17 protein-coding genes are annotated in these 15917 nt (G+C 69.1%); 5 read left to right on the top strand and 12 right to left on the bottom strand.

Annotated elements, in window-relative coordinates; genetic code table 11:
• The first annotated feature begins 2 nt into the window (after window positions 1–2).
• Both ACFHVL_RS16205 and ACFHVL_RS16200 read left to right on the top strand, forming a co-directional pair.
• Window positions 3–944: a peptidylprolyl isomerase gene (locus ACFHVL_RS16205; protein WP_416628747.1), complete on the top strand. Its 942-nt coding sequence runs from the start codon at window positions 3–5 to the stop codon at window positions 942–944.
• Between the two features lie 77 nt (window positions 945–1021).
• Window positions 1022–1852: a peptidylprolyl isomerase gene (locus tag ACFHVL_RS16200; RefSeq protein ID WP_416628746.1), complete on the top strand. Its 831-nt coding sequence runs from the start codon at window positions 1022–1024 to the stop codon at window positions 1850–1852.
• Between the two features lie 78 nt (window positions 1853–1930).
• On the opposite strand, the gene ACFHVL_RS16195 is transcribed toward ACFHVL_RS16200, so the two are convergent.
• The 10 genes from ACFHVL_RS16195 to ACFHVL_RS16150 form a co-directional block, all read right to left on the bottom strand.
• Entirely contained in the window at window positions 1931–4330 is a 2400-nt protein-coding gene (locus ACFHVL_RS16195) for a RelA/SpoT family protein (protein ID WP_416628744.1), read from the bottom strand.
• Window positions 4331–4724: 394 nt separating this feature from the next.
• Window positions 4725–5279, bottom strand: a complete 555-nt coding sequence (locus tag ACFHVL_RS16190; protein ID WP_416628742.1) for an adenine phosphoribosyltransferase — start codon at window positions 5277–5279, stop codon at window positions 4725–4727.
• Window positions 5280–5384: 105 nt separating this feature from the next.
• Window positions 5385–6587 (bottom strand): protein translocase subunit SecF, encoded by a 1203-nt coding sequence (secF, locus tag ACFHVL_RS16185; RefSeq protein ID WP_416628741.1) that lies wholly within the window; start codon window positions 6585–6587, stop codon window positions 5385–5387.
• Window position 6588: 1 nt separating this feature from the next.
• Window positions 6589–8463: a protein translocase subunit SecD gene (secD, locus tag ACFHVL_RS16180; protein WP_416628739.1), complete on the bottom strand. Its 1875-nt coding sequence runs from the start codon at window positions 8461–8463 to the stop codon at window positions 6589–6591.
• A gap of 182 nt (window positions 8464–8645) precedes the next feature.
• On the bottom strand, window positions 8646–8993 hold the full coding sequence (gene yajC, locus ACFHVL_RS16175; protein WP_416628841.1) for a preprotein translocase subunit YajC: 348 nt from the start codon (window positions 8991–8993) through the stop codon (window positions 8646–8648).
• Window positions 8994–9139: 146 nt separating this feature from the next.
• Window positions 9140–10231, bottom strand: coding sequence for a Holliday junction branch migration DNA helicase RuvB (gene ruvB, locus ACFHVL_RS16170; protein ID WP_416628738.1), 1092 nt, complete (start codon window positions 10229–10231; stop codon window positions 9140–9142).
• Window positions 10228–10830 carry a Holliday junction branch migration protein RuvA gene (gene ruvA / locus ACFHVL_RS16165; RefSeq protein WP_416628737.1) on the bottom strand — a complete coding sequence of 201 codons (603 nt, stop codon included), beginning with the start codon at window positions 10828–10830 and terminating at the stop codon, window positions 10228–10230. Before ruvA ends, ruvB begins: the two co-directional genes overlap by 4 nt.
• Window positions 10827–11354: a crossover junction endodeoxyribonuclease RuvC gene (gene ruvC / locus ACFHVL_RS16160; RefSeq protein WP_416628735.1), complete on the bottom strand. Its 528-nt coding sequence runs from the start codon at window positions 11352–11354 to the stop codon at window positions 10827–10829. Before ruvC ends, ruvA begins: the two co-directional genes overlap by 4 nt.
• Before the next feature lie 113 nt (window positions 11355–11467).
• The gene (locus tag ACFHVL_RS16155; protein WP_416628734.1) at window positions 11468–12040 is read right to left on the bottom strand and encodes a DUF4352 domain-containing protein; all 573 of its coding nucleotides are present in this window, start codon (window positions 12038–12040) and stop codon (window positions 11468–11470) included.
• Between the two features lie 169 nt (window positions 12041–12209).
• On the bottom strand, window positions 12210–12392 hold the full coding sequence (locus tag ACFHVL_RS16150) for a hypothetical protein (protein WP_416628733.1): 183 nt from the start codon (window positions 12390–12392) through the stop codon (window positions 12210–12212).
• 37 nt (window positions 12393–12429) lie between these two features.
• Here ACFHVL_RS16150 and ACFHVL_RS16145 point away from each other — a divergent pair, with 37 nt between their 5' ends.
• Window positions 12430–13188: a hypothetical protein gene (locus ACFHVL_RS16145; protein WP_416628731.1), complete on the top strand. Its 759-nt coding sequence runs from the start codon at window positions 12430–12432 to the stop codon at window positions 13186–13188.
• 296 nt (window positions 13189–13484) lie between these two features.
• Here the strand turns inward: ACFHVL_RS16145 and ACFHVL_RS16140 are convergent, their stop codons facing one another.
• Window positions 13485–13844: a hypothetical protein gene (locus tag ACFHVL_RS16140; protein ID WP_416628730.1), complete on the bottom strand. Its 360-nt coding sequence runs from the start codon at window positions 13842–13844 to the stop codon at window positions 13485–13487.
• Window positions 13837–14364, bottom strand: coding sequence for a hypothetical protein (locus ACFHVL_RS16135; protein WP_416628729.1), 528 nt, complete (start codon window positions 14362–14364; stop codon window positions 13837–13839). The genes ACFHVL_RS16140 and ACFHVL_RS16135 overlap by 8 nt, the downstream gene beginning before the upstream one ends.
• Before the next feature lie 123 nt (window positions 14365–14487).
• On the opposite strand from ACFHVL_RS16135, the gene ACFHVL_RS16130 reads away from it, so the two are divergent.
• A complete protein-coding gene (locus ACFHVL_RS16130; protein ID WP_416628728.1) occupies window positions 14488–15300 on the top strand; it encodes a helix-turn-helix domain-containing protein in 813 nt (270 codons plus the stop codon).
• On the top strand, window positions 15291–15479 hold the full coding sequence (locus ACFHVL_RS16125; protein WP_416628726.1) for a DUF397 domain-containing protein: 189 nt from the start codon (window positions 15291–15293) through the stop codon (window positions 15477–15479). Before ACFHVL_RS16130 ends, ACFHVL_RS16125 begins: the two co-directional genes overlap by 10 nt.
• The last annotated feature ends 438 nt before the right edge of the window (window positions 15480–15917 follow it).

The following is a 15917-nucleotide window of genomic DNA, read 5'->3' as shown; positions in this document are numbered from 1 at the left end:
GGGTGGCTTCCAGCAGGGACCGGCAGCGCAAGTTGGCGCGCGCGAAGCTCGACCGGCAGATGGCCCGGCGTGCCGCCACGACGCGCCGTCGACGACGAATCCGGGCCGGGCTCGGCGCCGGGCTCGCGGTGGTGATGATCGCTGGCGTATCGGCCTGGGCGCTCGGTGCCTTCGACCGGGAGCCGGAGATCAGCGAGGCAGCCGGTCCGTGCACCTGGACGCCGCAGGACACGGCGGCCAACAGCAACCTCACCGAGGTCGCCGTCCCCGAGACGACCGATCCGCCCAACAGTGGCGTACGGCCGATGACGATCACCACCAACCAGGGTGAGCCGATCACCGTCGAGCTCGACCTGGCCGGCGCACCCTGCGCCGCGGCCAGCTTCGCCCACCTGGCCAGCCGCAACTTCTTCGACGACACGAACTGCCACGAGATCACCGACGAAGGCGCGGTCCTCTGCGGCGACCCCGGCGGCACCGGCCAGGGCGGCCCGACCTATTCGTACTACAGCGAGAACGTGCCGGTTGCGCCGCAGCCGGACCCGTCTGCCGATCCGGCGGCGGACCCGGCGGACAACCCGCCGCTGTACCCGGCCGGCACGGTCGTGGCGGTCGGCGTGCCGCAGGGCAACAACGGCAGCCAGTTCAAGATCTTCTTCGAGGATTTCACCACCGAGTTCCCCGAGTACCCGATCATCGGTCGGGTCACCTCGGGGATGGCCACGGTCGAAGCGATCGGCGCCCTGCCCCGGGTGGACAATGGTGCCGGAGCCCAGGTCAAGCCGGAGACCGACGTGATCATCCAGAGTCTGACCGTCGGCGATCCGGTGGAGTCCCCCGTGGCAGACCCGAGCCCATCGACCAGCCCGGGGGCGACGGAGCCGTCGGCCGACCCGTCAGCGTCGGCATCCCTTGACGCCGACGCCACGGACGGCCAGTCCTGACTTGATCCGGCAGCCACCGGCACGGGCCCCACAGCGATGACAGAGTGCACCAGGTACCCGATTCAGGAGGATCCACCGTGACGTCGACCAGGGAGCGGCAACGTGCCGCGGCTCGGGCCCGCCTCGAAAAGGAGATGGCCCAGCGCGCCGCGGCCGCCAAGAAACGCCGCCAGTTGCAGGCCAGCATCGGTGCCGGAGCCGGCCTGCTGCTGGTGGTGGTCCTGACGGTGTGGGGGGTCACCAGCCTCGGCGACGACGAGACCGAGACCCCGCAGGCGACCGATGACGGACAGGCCGGCGCCGGCTGTGTGTGGAACGAGGTCCCCGCCGAGCAGCGCAGCCCCACCGTGAAGGACGTCGGGGTGCCACCGACGACGACCCCGCCGAGCACCGGCACCCAGCTGATGACCCTGGACACCAGCTTCGGTGAGATCCAGGTGACGATGAACCTGGCCGACGTGCCGTGCACCGCGGCCAGCTTCAGCCACCTGGCCAGCCAGGGCTTCTGGGACAACACCAAGTGCCACCGGATGTTCCCGGGCATGCTGCAGTGTGGCGACCCGAGCGCCACCGGTGAGGGCTACCGCGACAGTGACGGCACTGGTGGTCCCAGCTACCAGTTCGCCAACGAGAACCTGCCGGTCGACGACCGACCCGCGTACCCTGCCGGGGTCGTGGCCATGGCCAACAGCGGACCGGACACCAACGGCAGCCAGTTCTTCTTCATCTACGAGGACGTCGAGCTCAGCCCCGACTACACGGTGCTCGGTCAGGTCACCGAGGGACTCGACGTGATCCAGGAGGCCACGGCCGAGGGTCACGACGGTGCGTTCGACCCGTCGCCCGGTGGCGGCCACCCGAACAGCGACATCGTGATCAACTCGTTGACGGTCAGCGAACCGCAGTAGAGCAGAATCGACCACGGACGACGATTCGGGTCCGGGTCGGCACGGCGGTCTGACCGCCGTGCCGACCCGGACCCGTCTTTAGTTGCCGGAGGTCACCCGGTACGCGTCGAACACCCCGTCGACCTTGCGGACGGCGTTGAGCAGGTGACCCAGGTGCTTGGGGTCGGCCATCTCGAAGGAGAACCTGCTCACCGCCACCCGGTCCCGGGTGGTGGTGACCGTCGCCGACAGGATGTTGACCCGTTCCTCGGAGAGCACCCGGGTCACGTCGGCGAGCAACTTGTGCCGGTCCAGCGCCTCCACCTGGATGGCCACCAGGAACGTCGACGCCGAGGTCAGCTTCCAGCTGACCTCGACCATCCGTTCCTCCTGCACCTTGAGGTCGGCGGCGTTCAGGCAGTCGTCACGGTGCACGCTGACCCCGCCGGAGCGGGTGACGAACCCGAACACGGTGTCCGGCGGGACCGGGGTGCAGCAGCGGGCCAGCTTGATCCAGACGTCGGTCACCCCACGGACGACCACCCCGGGGTCGGTGCCGGCGTGCCGGATCCGCGACGGCTGGGTCGCCATCGCCGATTCGGCGATGTCCTCGGCCGCGCCTTCTTCGCCACCGAAGCTCGCCATCAGCCGCTGCACGACCGACTGCGCCGAGACCTGGCTGTCGCCGACCGCCGCGTAGAGCGATGCGACGTCGGTCAGGTGCAGGTCGCGGGCGATCGTCATCAGCGAGTCGGTGGTGAGCATCCGCTGCAGCGGCATGCCCTGCTTGCGCATCGCCTTGGCGATCGCGTCCTTGCCGGTCTCGATCGCCTCTTCACGGCGTTCCTTGTTGAAGTACTGCCGGATCTTGGTCCTGGCCCGGGGGCTCTTGACGAAACCGAGCCAGTCCTGGGTGGGACCGGCGGTGGCTGACTTCGAGGTGAAGATCTCGATGACGTCGCCGTTGGACAGCGTCGACTCCAGCGGCACGAGCTTGCCGTTGACCCGCGCTCCGATGCACTTGTGGCCGACCTCGGTGTGCACCGCGTAGGCGAAGTCGACCGGGGTCGACCCGGTCGGCAACGGGATGACGTCGCCCTTGGGGGTGAAGACGTACACCTCCTGGCTGGACAGGTCGAAGCGCAGCGCGTCGAGGAACTCGCTCGGGTCGCTCGCCTCGCGCTGCCAGTCGAGCAACTGCCGTAGCCAGGTCATCTCGTCGATGTGGGCCGGTGGGCCGACGACGGTGGTGCCCTTGTGCTCCTTGTACTTCCAGTGGGCGGCGATACCGAACTCCGCGGTGCGGTGCATCGCGAAGGTACGAATCTGCATCTCCACCGGCTTGCCGGTCGGCCCGATCACGGTGGTGTGCAGCGACTGGTACATGTTGAACTTCGGCATCGCGATGTAGTCCTTGAACCGGCCGGGAACCGGCTGCCAGTTCGCGTGGATCACCCCGAGCGCCGCGTAGCAGTCGCGCACCGTGTCGACCAGGATGCGGACGCCGACCAGGTCGTAGATGTCGTTGAAGTCCCGCCCCCGCACGATCATCTTCTGGTAGATCGAGTAGAGGTGCTTCGGCCGGCCGGTCACCTCCGCCTTGATCTTGGCGGCGCGCAGGTCGACCTGCACCTTCTGGGTGACCTTGCGCAGCTGGGTGTCCCGCTGGGGCTGGTGCTCCCCGATCAGCCGATTGATCTCCTCGTACCGTTTCGGGAACAGCGTGCCGAAGGCGAGGTCCTCCAGCTCCCACTTGACGGTGTTCATCCCCAGCCGGTGCGCCAACGGAGCCAGGATCTCCAGCGTCTCCTTGGCCTTCTGCTCCTGCTTCGCCTTGGGCAGGAAGGTCAGGGTACGCATGTTGTGCAGCCGGTCGGCGAGCTTGATCACCAGCACCCGGGGGTCCTTGGCCATCGCCACGACCATCTTGCGGATCGTCTCGGCCTTGGCCGCGTCGCCCAGTTTGACCCGGTCGAGCTTGGTCACCCCGTCCACCAGCAGGGCCACCTCACCACCGAAGTCGACCCGCATCTCGTCGAGGGTGTAGTCGGTGTCCTCGATCGTGTCGTGCAGCAGAGCCGCCACCAGCGTCGTGGTGTCCATGCCGAGGTTCGCCAAAATCGTCGCGACCGCCAGCGGGTGGGTGATGTACGGGTCACCCGACTTGCGGAACTGCCCGGAGTGCCACTTGGCGGCGAGGTCGAAGGCACGTTGCAGGACCCGTGGATCCACCTTCGGGTGGCTCTGCCGGTGGGTCGCGATCAGTGGTTCCAGCACCTCGGGGATGTGCGGCGTCTGCCATGGCGCGTTGAACCGGGCCAGCCGGGCCCGCACCCGCCGCCCGGTTGGTGCGCCGGAGAACCCGAATCCGTTTCCGACCGCAGGATCGACCGACCCGGTCCCGGCCGTACCGTTGGCGTGCGATCCGTTGGTGTGCGATCCATTGACGGGCGGATGGTCGGGCACGGACGCGCCGTTTGTCCCAGGATCGACGGACATGGGCGTGCCGTTTGTCGCCGGATCAGCGGCCGGACCGTTGGCGGCGGTCCCCGACGATACCCCCGCGTCCCCGTTGCGGAGCGCGACAGTGGGATCGACAGCTGGTCCGGATGCCTCGCCATTGGTCGGACCCGCTGTCGGGTCGACCTCGCCAGTCGGGTGCACAGTGCCCTCCACGGAAGGGGTGACGTTGTAGGACACCGGCCTCCCTCGAATCCGCCGGAACTCAGCCGACCGTATCCGGCCGAACCGCTGCCGCGCTAGCCAGGACGATGTGCCCCTGACTGACAGGGACCGCAATATTACCCAACCGGACCGTACCCCGCTCCATCGGCGGGGGATATGCCGTGGCGCTCACCGCGGCGAGCTTGTCTCTCCGTCGACACTTACGGCATCAGACTCGCCACAGAGCGTGCACCTCGCGGGGGGCTAGTCGGTCCCGGCCGGCGAGGAAACTCAGCTCCAGCAGGACGGTGAGACCGGAAACGCTGCCGCCGGCCCGTTCGACCAGCTCGAGAGTCGCGGCGGCGGTGCCTCCGGTGGCCAGCACATCATCCACCACCAGCACCCGCTGGCCTGCGGTGAAGGCATCCTGATGCACCTCCAGGACCGCCTCGCCGTACTCCAACGCGTAGGAGGCAGAGAACGATGCCCGGGGCAGCTTGCCTGCCTTACGGACCGGTACCACCCCGGTGCCGGTGGCGTACGCGATCGCCGCGGCCAGCACGAAGCCCCGGGCCTCGATGCCGGCCACCACGTCGAACGACTCTGCCCCGTGGTGGGCGATGATGCCGTCGATCACCGCGCGGAACACCGCGCCATCGGCGAACAGCGGCATCAGGTCCTTGAAGACGATGCCCGGCTTGGGAAAATCGGGTACGTCGAGAACCCGGCTGGCGACCAACGCGGCCATTTCGGGCCCGCTGTCCCCGATGGCCGCTGTCGGCATCTGCGTCACTCTGGTCCTTCCCGTGCGGGTGCCACCGCCCCCGTCGGTGATCCGACAAGCCTGCTTGCGCGGACCACGGTCACCGACGGGGACGACGCAACGCGGTCAACGACGCTTCGCCCCACTGGGCCGCTTACGGTTGCCGCCACTACCAGGGCGACCGCCACGACCACTGGGCTGACGCTTGCCGGCCGGTCGGGCACCGGTCTTGGGCGCGGCACCGGCCAGGGCCGCGTCGGACTCTTCCTCAGCCGGCTCCGCCCCGGTGTCGCCGCCGTCCACGGTCGACGGCGCCGGCCGCTTGGCCGCCGCCCCGGCGCGCTCCGCCAGCGAGGCCCGCTTGGCCTGCACCCGCTGGGCGTGCATCTTGTACTTCGGCTCCTGCCCCTTGAGGAAGGTCACCAACGGCGCGGAGAAGAAGATCGAGGTGAAGAACGCGCCGGCCATACCGACGAAGAGCACCAGGCCGAGGTCCTTGAGCGTACCGGCACCGAGCAGACCCGCACCGATGAACAGCAGGCCACCGACCGGCAGCAACGCCACGATCGACGTGTTGATCGACCGCATCAGGGTCTGGTTGATGGCGAGGTTGGCCGCCTCACCGTACGTCTGGCTGCTGCTACCGGTGATCCCCCGGGTGTTCTCCTGGATCTTGTCGAACACCACGACGACGTCGTAGAGCGCGAAGCCGAGGATCGTCAGGAAGCCGATCACGGTCGACGGGGTGACCTCGAAGTTGGAGATCGAGTAGATGCCGGCGGTAAGGACGAGGTCGAGGACCAGACCGGCCACCGCCGCGATCGCCATCCGGGCCTCGAAGCGGAGCACCAGATAGATCGTGACGACCACCATGAAGACTGCCAGACCGAGCAACGCGCGCTGGGTGACCTGGCCACCCCATGCCGCGCTGACCCGGCTGCCGCTGATCGCCTGCTCCTCGATGCCGAGTCGCTGCGCCAGCGCCTGCTTGAACGCGGCGGACTGCTCGGAGCTCAGCTCAGTGGTCCGGAACAGGTAGGTGGTGCCGCCCACCTCCTGCCCGGACACCACCCGGGCCGGCTCCTCGGTGCCGAGGTCGCCGAGTTCGGCGACGACCGCGTCCTCGGCCTGCTGCAGGGTGCCGACGCTGGCTGGCACCTGGAACTCGTTGCCGCCGCGGAACTCGATGCCGAGGTTGAACCCGGCGATGATGACGGCGGCGATCGCGGTCACGACGATGGCCGCCGCGACGCTGAACCAGACCTTGCGGCGCCCTACGATCGGGAGGTTCGCCTCACCGCGGTACAGGCGTCCAGCGAAACCGCTCATGTCAGGCCTCCTTGACGCGCGGGTTGCGGATCGGGGTCTCGTCGTCGGCGGTCTTCACCGCACGGCCGAGCCCACTGACCCGGGGTGACAGGAACGCCTTGGTCCGGGCCAGCATCGACATGATCGGATGCCGGAACAGGAACACCACGACCAGGTCGAGCACGGTCGCCAGGCCGAGGGCGAAGGCGAAGCCCTTCACCGTGCCGACCGAGACGATGTAGAGCACGACCGCGGCCATCAGGGTGATCGCGTTGGCGGAGATGATCGTCCGCCGGGCCCGCAGCCAGGCCCGAGGTACGGCGCTACGCGGACTTCGACCCTCGCGGATCTCGTCCTTGAGTCGTTCGAAGTAGAGCACGAACGAGTCGGCGGCCACACCCAGCGAAACGATCAGACCGGCGATCCCGGCGAGGGTGAGGGTGAAGCCGATCTGCCGGCCGAGGACCACCATCGCACCGAAGACCAGCAGCGCCGACAGGATCAGGCTGAGGAAGATGACGATGCCGAGCATCCGGTAGTAGAAGAACGAGTAGACCGCCACCAGCAGCATGCCGATCCCGGCGGCCAGCAGGCCAGCGCGCAGGTGCTCGGTGCCGAGCGTGGCGGAGATGCTCTGCTCCTCCTGCTGCTCGAAGGTCAGCGGCAGGGCGCCGAAGCGCAGGTTGCTGGCGAGCTCGTTCGCGGTGGCGCTGGTGAAGTCACCGGTGATCTGCGAGTCGCCGGTGAGCACGCCCTGGATCTCCGGTGAGGAGATCACCTCGTTGTCGAGGACCACCGCGACCCGGCACTTGCCGTCCTGGCCGAGTGCGCTGGCCTCGCACTGCTGGTCGGTGTTGTTGAACGCCTCGCGGGTGAGCTCGGTCCAGGCCCGCTGGCCCGAACCGGTGAAGTTCAGGCTGACCACCCACTGGCTGGTCGTCTGGTCCATCACGCCACTGGCGTCACTGACGTCGGTGCCGAGCACCTTGGCCTCGTCGAGGAAGTACTTGATCAGGCCCTCACAGGCGACGACCTGCTGGGACTCGTCGCGGATCGAACCAGCCTGACGCAGCATGAGCTTGTCGCAGGTCACGTACGGCACGTTGTACTGGACCGTGGCCGGCAGCACCCGGACCTCCGCCGGCGTCAGCTCGCCGAACGGGCTCAGCGTCTCGAACAGGGTCGGATCGGCGCTGAAGTCCGCCGGTGCCTGCAGGCCGGTCGCCGCGGCCCAGGCCGCCTCGCCGACCTTGGCCTGCACGGCCGCGAGCTCGACCGGCCCTTCGGTGTCCGGGGCCGCGGCCGGGCTGGCCTCGGGGCTGGCGCTGGGGTCGGTGGCCGGGTCGCTCGGGTCGGGCTGGGCCATGCCGCCCTCGCCGCCCGCCTCGGCGCCCGGGCTGGCATCGACCTCGGCGTCCGGCGAAGTCTCCGCGTCGGGCGAGGCGTCCGGAGCCGGTGAGGCATCCGGGCTCGGGCTGGCCTGCGGCTGGATCGGCTCCCCGCCGTCGGTGGCCTTGAGCACCTTGCGGAAGCGCAGCTCGGCGGCGTTACCGATCTCGGTCAGGTCGCGGTTCTGCCCGGGCAGCGACACGACGATGTTGCGGTCGCCCTCGGTCACCACCTCGGCCTCGGAGACACCGAGGCTGTTCACCCGGTTCTCGATGATGCCGCGGGCCCGGTCCAACGAGGCGGCCGGCGGTGGGCTGCCGTCCTCGGTGGTGGCCTCCAGGGTGACCCGGGTGCCGCCGATCAGGTCTAGGCCCAGCTTGGGCTCCAGCCGTTCCTGCCAACTGCCGCTCGCTCCGGCGAAGAACACCATGAGGTAGAGGACGGCGAAGATGAGCCCGAGTGCGGCAAGCTGCCGCCCGGGGCGCATCTGTCCCTGAGGTGGTGCCACGGCGGTCCTGTCTCCCTGCGGTTCGGCCGCTGGCGACCGGGGCGGCAGCGGTTGATGCCACCGGTGCGAGCGGCAGTGGGATGGTCGTCCTACCTGCCGCGACCGCCTGGACGGACGATCGTGACCGGCAACACGACGATTAGTATCGTCGATGTAACACGAACGTGGTGACCCGGGGTGGGTCAGTCCTTGGTCGGCACCTCGTCGGGCACCGTGGACTCGGCGGCGATGGTGTCGTCGGTCTTCGGCACGACTCGGGCGATCGCCGGCCGGGCGTAGCGTTCGTGCACGCCGGGCGACACCTCGAGCATGACGGTTTCGTCGTCGATGCTGGCTACGGTGCCGTACAGGCCGCCGATGGTGACCACCTCATCGCCCGGGCCGATCGAAGACTGCATCTGCTCGGCCTCCTTACGCCGCTTCTGCTGCGGCCGGATCATCATGAAGTACATGACACCGAAGAGCAGACCGATCATCAGGATGGGCATGAAGCTGGCGCCACCAGCGCCGCCGTCTTGCGCCAAAATCACAACAACAACCTTCCGGTAAGCCGTCCACGAGGCCGTTACGCTCTGCGGAGGCAAGATCCCACATGCCGTACAGACCGCGGCGAGTCTAGTCGGTGTGACTGAGAACCCTGCGGGCGGCACAGATCACATTCAGATCACGGGACAATCTAAGTATCATCTCCGAACAAATCTGACTGTCCGGACACCGTACCGCCCGACTGCGGCGACCGGTACGACCCACCGCCGAGCGCCCCCGGCGGCGGCACCCGGCCGAGATGAAGCCAGGCCGCCTCCGTCGCCACCCGGCCCCGAGGGGTACGCGCCAGCAGCCCAGCCCGCACCAGGAACGGCTCGCACACCTCTTCGACCGTGTCCGGCTGCTCCCCCACCGCGACCGCCAAGGTGGAGAGCCCGACCGGACCGCCGCCGAACGAGGAGATCAGCGCGGTCAGCACCGCCCGGTCCAGCCGGTCCAGGCCCAGCTCGTCGACGTCGTACACGGTCAACGCCGCCCGCGCCGTCTCTCGGTCGACCACCCCGGCCGCCCGCACCTCTGCGTAGTCGCGCACCCGGCGCAGCAGCCGGTTCGCGATCCGCGGCGTCCCCCGCGACCGGCCGGCGATCTCCACTGCGCCGTCCGGGGTGATCGGCACCGACAGAATCCCGGCGGACCGGCGCAGCAGCACCTCCAGCTCGGCCGGCTCGTAGAAGTCCAGATGCGCCACGAAGCCGAACCGGTCCCGCATCGGGCCGGTCAGCAACCCGGCCCGGGTGGTCGCCCCGACCAGGGTGAACGGCTCCACGTCGAGCGGGATCGCGGTCGCCCCCGGCCCCTTGCCGACGATCACGTCGACCCGGAAGTCCTCCATCGCGCTGTACAGCAGCTCCTCGGCCGGCTTGGCGATCCGGTGGATTTCGTCGATGAACAGCACGTCGCCCTCGGCCAAACTGGTCAGGATCGCCGCGAGGTCACCGGAGCGTTCGATCGCCGGACCGCTGGTCACCCGGATGCCCGCGCCCAACTCGGCGGCGACGATGTTCGCCAGGGTCGTCTTGCCCAGCCCCGGCGGGCCGCTGAGCAGAATGTGATCCGGCGGCGTGCCCCGGCCCATCGCGCCGTGCAGCAGCAGCTCCAACTGGTCGCGTACCCGATGCTGGGCGATGAACTCGGCCAGCCGGCGCGGTCGGACGCTGACCTCGACGTCGCGTTCGGCGTCGCTGGCGTACGCCGAGACCAGACCGTCGACCTCCTCGCTCACCTGGTCCTACCCAGCAGCCGGATCGCCTGCTTGAGCAGCACCGGCACCGGCGGCGGCGGACCGTCCAGGCTCTCCGCGACCGCCGCGACCGCCTGATCGGCCTGGCCGGCGGTCCAACCCAGCCCGACCAGCGCCTGACGTACCTGCTCCGGCCAGGCACCCCCGGTCACCCCGGCGGCGCCGTCGGCACCGACCGACACCGGCCCGATCCGGTCCCGCAGCTCCAGCACCAGCCGCTCCGCCCCCTTCTTGCCGACCCCGGGAACCCGGGTCAGCGTCGCCGTGTCGGCGCTCGCGATCGCCTTACGCACCGCGTCCGGGGTGAGCACCGACAACACCGCCTGCGCCAGCCGGGGACCGACCCCACTGGCGGTCTGCAGCAGCTCGAACAGCTGCTTCTCGGCGTCGTCGGCGAAGCCGTACAGGGTGAGCGAATCCTCCCGCACCACCAGGCTGGTCGCTAGCCGGGCCTGCTCGCCCAGCCGCAGATTCGCCAGAGTGCCGGGCGTGCAGTGCACCGCCATCCCCACCCCGCCGACCTCAATCACCGTGCTGTCCGGCGCGACCGCCAACACCACTCCGCGCAGACTCGCGATCATCGTTCTCCTCCGGTCCAGGCCGCCCGCCGCGCGGCGGTCAACCGGTCCTGGGTACCACCTCGCCAGACGTGGCAGATGGCCAGGGCCAGCGCGTCGGCGGCATCGGCCGGGCGAGGCGGGCTGTCCAGCCGCAGCAGCCGGGTGACCATCGCCGTCATCTGCGCTTTGTCCGCCTGGCCAGACCCGGTCACCGCCGCCTTCACCTCACTCGGGGTGTAGGTCCGCACCGGCAGCCCGGCCCGCGCGCCGGCCAGGATCGCCACCGCGCTCGCCTGCGCGGTGCCCATCACGGTACGCACGTTGTGCTGGCTGAACACCCGCTCGACCGCCACGCTGTCCGGCTGGTGCTCGGCGACCAACGCGGTCAGCCGCTGGTCGAGCAGCAGCAGCCGCTCCGGCAGTTCGGCACCCGGATTGGTCTGCACCACGTGGTAGGCGACCAGCCGGCACGGCCGGCCCGGCACGCCCTCCACGACGCCCACCCCGCACCGGGTCAGGCCAGGGTCGACCCCGAGCACCCGCACCGCCGCTCCTCCCCCAGCCGACACCACAGCCACACGTACGTGTGTTCGACACCCTAGCCAACCGACAGCGGGCCGGGACAGCCGACACGCGTCGGAGCCACCCGGCCGGGACGTCAGTTCAGCTGTACGTCGATGACCGCGTTCTGACTCAGGTCAACCGCGTACTCGAGGCGCAGGCCGGTGGTGTCGGCCGGGACCTCGAACGGGACGTACCCCTCGACCGAGTCACCGGGGGCGAGGGTGACCGCGTCCGGGGCTTCCCCGACCTCGGCGTCGTAGAAGGACGGTGCGTAGGTCTCGTCCGACTCGTCGAGAAGGAAGAACTGCACGACGTTCGACTCCCAGGGGTCGGCGTCGACGTTCTCGATCTTCACCTGGAGGTACAGCACCTCGTTGCCCTCGCCGACCTCCCACAGTGGGGAGGCGGCGGCCGACGCGCCGAACGATTCGACGGTGAGCCTGCGGCCGTTGAGTTCCTCTGTGAACGGAAGTGGGTCCGCCGCAGTGCTGGTGTCACCGCCAGCATCCGCGCCGTCGGCCGGTTCGTCGGCCTGCGATGGCGCCGCTGTTTCCTCGACGCTCGACGACGGCGTCCCCTCCGTCGACGAACAGCCTGTGGCGATGAGCCCGAGTACGCCGAGCACGGCGATCTGGGCAACTACGGTACCGAGTTTCCTGTTGGCCATCGTGTCCTCATTCACGGATACGTTGCGACTTGGTCTGCGCACCCGGATCAGCGCCAGCGGAGGAACCGCTGGTTCAGGTGATCTTCGGCGCTCCCGTGACGCTAGAGGAGGTTGTCAAACCGCGCGGCACCGAGCAGGAGCCAGTCGAGGCCACGTTGGCGTACCCCGGCTACGAGGGCGTGCAGCGCAAGACTGTGCTGTTTCCGCCGGACTCGCCCCGCAGCCCGGCCAGCAGCGGCAGACAGATCCGCTGCCAGGTCGCGACGACACACTCGTCGGCGATCCGCTGCGCGATCAGCGTGGCGACCCGGTGCGGATCGAGCCCATCAGCCGCCGCCCAGATCCCATCCATCTGGGTATGACGTTGGTGCCGGCGTAGGCTGCGCCGGGTGACAAGGACGAAACGGTCCTGGGGTTCGGACCGGACGGCGGCGGACGCCGCCTACGCGGCGGCGTTCGACCGATTGTTCGTTCAGGGCCGGGACGCGGTCCTGTCTGGGACGCACTACCGGGACACGCCGCCGGTTGACGGTGGCCGGTGGGGAATGTCGGTGGTGTTCATTCCCGACCCGGACAGTGTGTCGAGGCTTGCTGCGGTGACCGCCGAGGTACTGGGCTTCGCCGGGCCGGGCCATTGGCCGACCGGTGCCCCGGAGGCGGTGCACTTCACGGTCCGGGCCGTCGAAGACCATCGCCGCGATGTTCCTGCAGGTGATCCGTTGGCGGCTCGGTGTGCGGCTGCGCTGGGCCGGGCGGCTACGGAGTGTCGGCCAGTCCGGTTCAGGCTGGCTGGGATGACGCTGACGCCGTCCGGCGTGATGGTGTGCGCTTTTCCCATTGACGGCGCTGCCGACGAGTTCGCTGATCGGCTCGGCGCGGAGTTGGGGTCCGACGGCTGGTTCGAGGACAGCTACCACCGTGACATCTGGTACGCGACGCTGGTGCACTTCACCGATGAGGTTCGCGACGGTCAGGGGTTGGTGGACTGGGTCGCCAGGCGACGGAAGCTGCAGCTGGGCGAGGCCACGATCGACCGGGCGGATCTGCTGCGGTTTCAGCACAACGGCCGGCAACCGGTACGGGTTGGGCTCGACCACGCGCGCCTGGGTGCGGCATCGGTCGCCGCTCCCATCTCGGATCACCGGTGACTGGTGGTGCGGCAGGTGCCGCCCCACCAGGAGCGTGACGGTTGTGTCCGGTGGCCGGGGATGTCGACTCGGTTGACCGTGCGCTGAGGTTCGAGCGCGGTTTGGACCCCGGGGCGTCCGCCCGGATCTCCCATCCAGTTCCCCGAGTGGGGATGCGGTCCAGCGGGACCACGCAAGCTCAACCGGGCCGGGTCGACCCCTTCCAGGCAACGGGGAAGCGCCCGAATGAGGTTTGCCGGGGACCCGGCGGACCGGTGAGCCGTGGGGAGCGGTGAGGCGCGACGCCCCGGGGCCGTTCAGCAGGGACCCAACTGGGTCCCGGTCGGGTCCCCCGAGGCGGGGGCGACGATGGGGTTGCCCGCCCCGGGGGAGCTTTCGACGGGGCGCACCGGGCACCCCTGGTTGTTGGCCGTCGTCCTGGTGACGATCCCGGGTCGGCGCAGCGCGTCGCGGTACGCGCGCACGCTGGTGATGTTGCCGTGCCGCTGCGGGTCGTCGCTGATCTCCCGGCCGTAGAGCGTCACCCACGACAGCCACTCCGGGGATGGCCAAATCTCCTCAACCCGGAGCCGGACCGGGCGGTCGCCGTCCACGTGGTCACACTGACGCAGCGCCACGAGATCGCCGGGACACACCGGAGGTTCAGTGTCAGACATCGTCGAGGGCTCCGTACGACTCAGCGGACTCGTCAAGGTCGTCGTGCGGGTAGCCGGCTGGCATCATCCCGGAGAGCTGGAGCACGGCCCGGATGCGCCGGGCGCTCCCCGGCTCCCACCGGTCCAGGATGGTGATCGCCCGCAGCAGTGGACGGCAGGGGCCGGGGACGCCTCCGCAGCGGTGGCACTCCCCGGTGGTCCGGTTCGGCAGGTGGGTGCGGGCCGTCGAGTTCGCGTCGTGGATCGCCCGGGACAGCTCCGGGGACCGGGCAGCCCCGGGTGCGTCGCCGGCCTCGGCCGGAGCGGGCGTGACACCCCGGGCACCGGCCAGCCGAAACGGCCAGCCCTCATCCGGGTTGGTCTCCCCGGGGGTCCGCTTCGCCAGCGGTGGCCGACCCGGCGTCGGACCGGGCGGGAGGTTGTCTCCGCTCTCCTCGCTCGATGTGTTGTCCGGGCCGTGTTGGAAAGATCGATATCGGGCCAGGCGGGGTTCACCACCGATTCCGTCGTTCCTGAGCATCCGTACCCCCTCGATTGGAGTCGACCGGGTTGCGCTTCGTCGATTTCCACCCTGGACTGTGGGCGGTGTCCAGCGGAAGATGGTTGCCGGGGCCGCATAGCGCAGGACGGCCCTGATCAGTCCGTGGCGACGATTGAGGAACGTGAGGGGCTTGTGTTTGCCAGCGAGTATCTGATATTGGATTTACGCCGCACGCGCGAGATGCTGGGCCTCACGCAGGAGGCATGGGGCGCGCGTATCCGGTTCTCCGCGCAGCACGTCAGTTCCATCGAGCGCGGGATCAGGGCGGTGCTGCCCGACTACGTACAAGCCGTGGATCGAGCGTTCGGGACGAACTTCTCTCACTTCTACCGGGAGTACGTGGTGGGGGAATCCTCACCGATCTGGTTGCGGCCATGGCTCGACCACGAACGCGAGGCGACGACGCTTCGCTACTTCGAGCTGGCGGTCATCACCGGCGTGCTCCAGACGGAGGCATACGCCCGCGCGATCATCGGCACCACGCGATCAGGTGCCGCAGCAGACGATGCGGTCGCGGCCCGGTTGGCTCGTGGGAGGGTCGTCACCCGCGACGACAACCCGCCCCGAGTCGTCGCCATCCTGGATGACTCTGCACTGCGCAGGCCGGTCGGCGGCATGGCAGTCATGCACGAGCAGTTGACCACACTGGTCGACGCGATCGAGCGGCCCAACATCAGCGTATTCATCGTCCCAGCCCATGTCGGGGCGTATGCCGGATTGGACGGTCCCGTGGCGCTCGCGACAGCTCATGGGCGCACTGTGGGGCTGCGCGACGCGCCTGGTGCTGGCGACGTGGTGGAGGACCCCGCCAGGGTGGAACTGCTGGAACATCAGTGGGAAGCGATCCGGGAGTATGCTCTGCCGCAAGACCAGAGCCTTGACCTGATCATGAAAGCAGTGGATACATGGACGTGACCACGCCGAGCTGGCGCAAGTCGACCCGCAGCAACGGCGGGAGCAACTGTGTCGAGGTCGCCGACAACCTTCCCGGCCGCGTCCACGTCCGGGACTCTAAGGACCGCGACGGCGGCACCCTGACCTTCGCCCCGACCGCCTGGTCGAACTTCGTCGGGATGGCGAGGACGCACGGCTGACCCCGCGTACGCACGTACGGCGGAAGCCCCGGCCCACCTGGGTGGGTCCGGGGCTTCGCCGTTCTCGGCCGGACCACAAACGCGCAGCCGAGCAACGACAGAACCACCGGGCGGGGTGACCCCGCCAGCGTCTGGGACCACACTGTTGAGTCACAACAGTCAAAAGTGCGTGAACCGCATTCTTGCGCGGCACGCACTTTTGCACCCTCGTGTTGCTACACCTGGCAGGGCGCAGACTCGGATCGATCAACGAGTAGCGGTTGACCGAGTGTGTCGAGGTCGCCGACGACCTTCCCGGCCTGACCAAGGGCACCCAACTGAGCCCAGCGGAATCAGCGAGGGGAGGGCTGGGGTACGTAATTTCGCGCTTGGGTTCAGGGGGTCGTCGCAACACCTGAGTTGATCAAGGAGTTGCGATGGCTAAATTGCTGCCTCGGT

The organism is Micromonospora sp. LOL_023, assembly GCF_048060115.1.
In the GTDB taxonomy this organism is placed as follows: Bacteria; Actinomycetota; Actinomycetes; order Mycobacteriales; family Micromonosporaceae; genus Micromonospora_E.
Note: the sequence above shows the minus strand (reverse complement) of the source record. Positions and strands in the feature narration are given on the sequence as shown.

Coding starts and splice junctions, on each gene's coding strand:
- ACFHVL_RS16135 (WP_416628729.1), bottom strand. CDS start 14,364: ATGCTCAGGAACGACGGAATCGGTGGTGAACCCCGCCTGGCCCGATAT.
- ruvA (WP_416628737.1), bottom strand. CDS start 10,830: ATGATCGCGAGTCTGCGCGGAGTGGTGTTGGCGGTCGCGCCGGACAGC.
- ACFHVL_RS16190 (WP_416628742.1), bottom strand. CDS start 5,279: ATGCCGACAGCGGCCATCGGGGACAGCGGGCCCGAAATGGCCGCGTTG.
- ACFHVL_RS16195 (WP_416628744.1), bottom strand. CDS start 4,330: ATGTCCGTCGATCCTGGGACAAACGGCGCGTCCGTGCCCGACCATCCG.
- ACFHVL_RS16155 (WP_416628734.1), bottom strand. CDS start 12,040: ATGGCCAACAGGAAACTCGGTACCGTAGTTGCCCAGATCGCCGTGCTC.
- ACFHVL_RS16140 (WP_416628730.1), bottom strand. CDS start 13,844: ATGTCTGACACTGAACCTCCGGTGTGTCCCGGCGATCTCGTGGCGCTG.
- ACFHVL_RS16150 (WP_416628733.1), bottom strand. CDS start 12,392: ATGGATGGGATCTGGGCGGCGGCTGATGGGCTCGATCCGCACCGGGTC.
- ACFHVL_RS16125 (WP_416628726.1), top strand. CDS start 15,291: ATGGACGTGACCACGCCGAGCTGGCGCAAGTCGACCCGCAGCAACGGC.
- secF (WP_416628741.1), bottom strand. CDS start 6,587: ATGAGCGGTTTCGCTGGACGCCTGTACCGCGGTGAGGCGAACCTCCCG.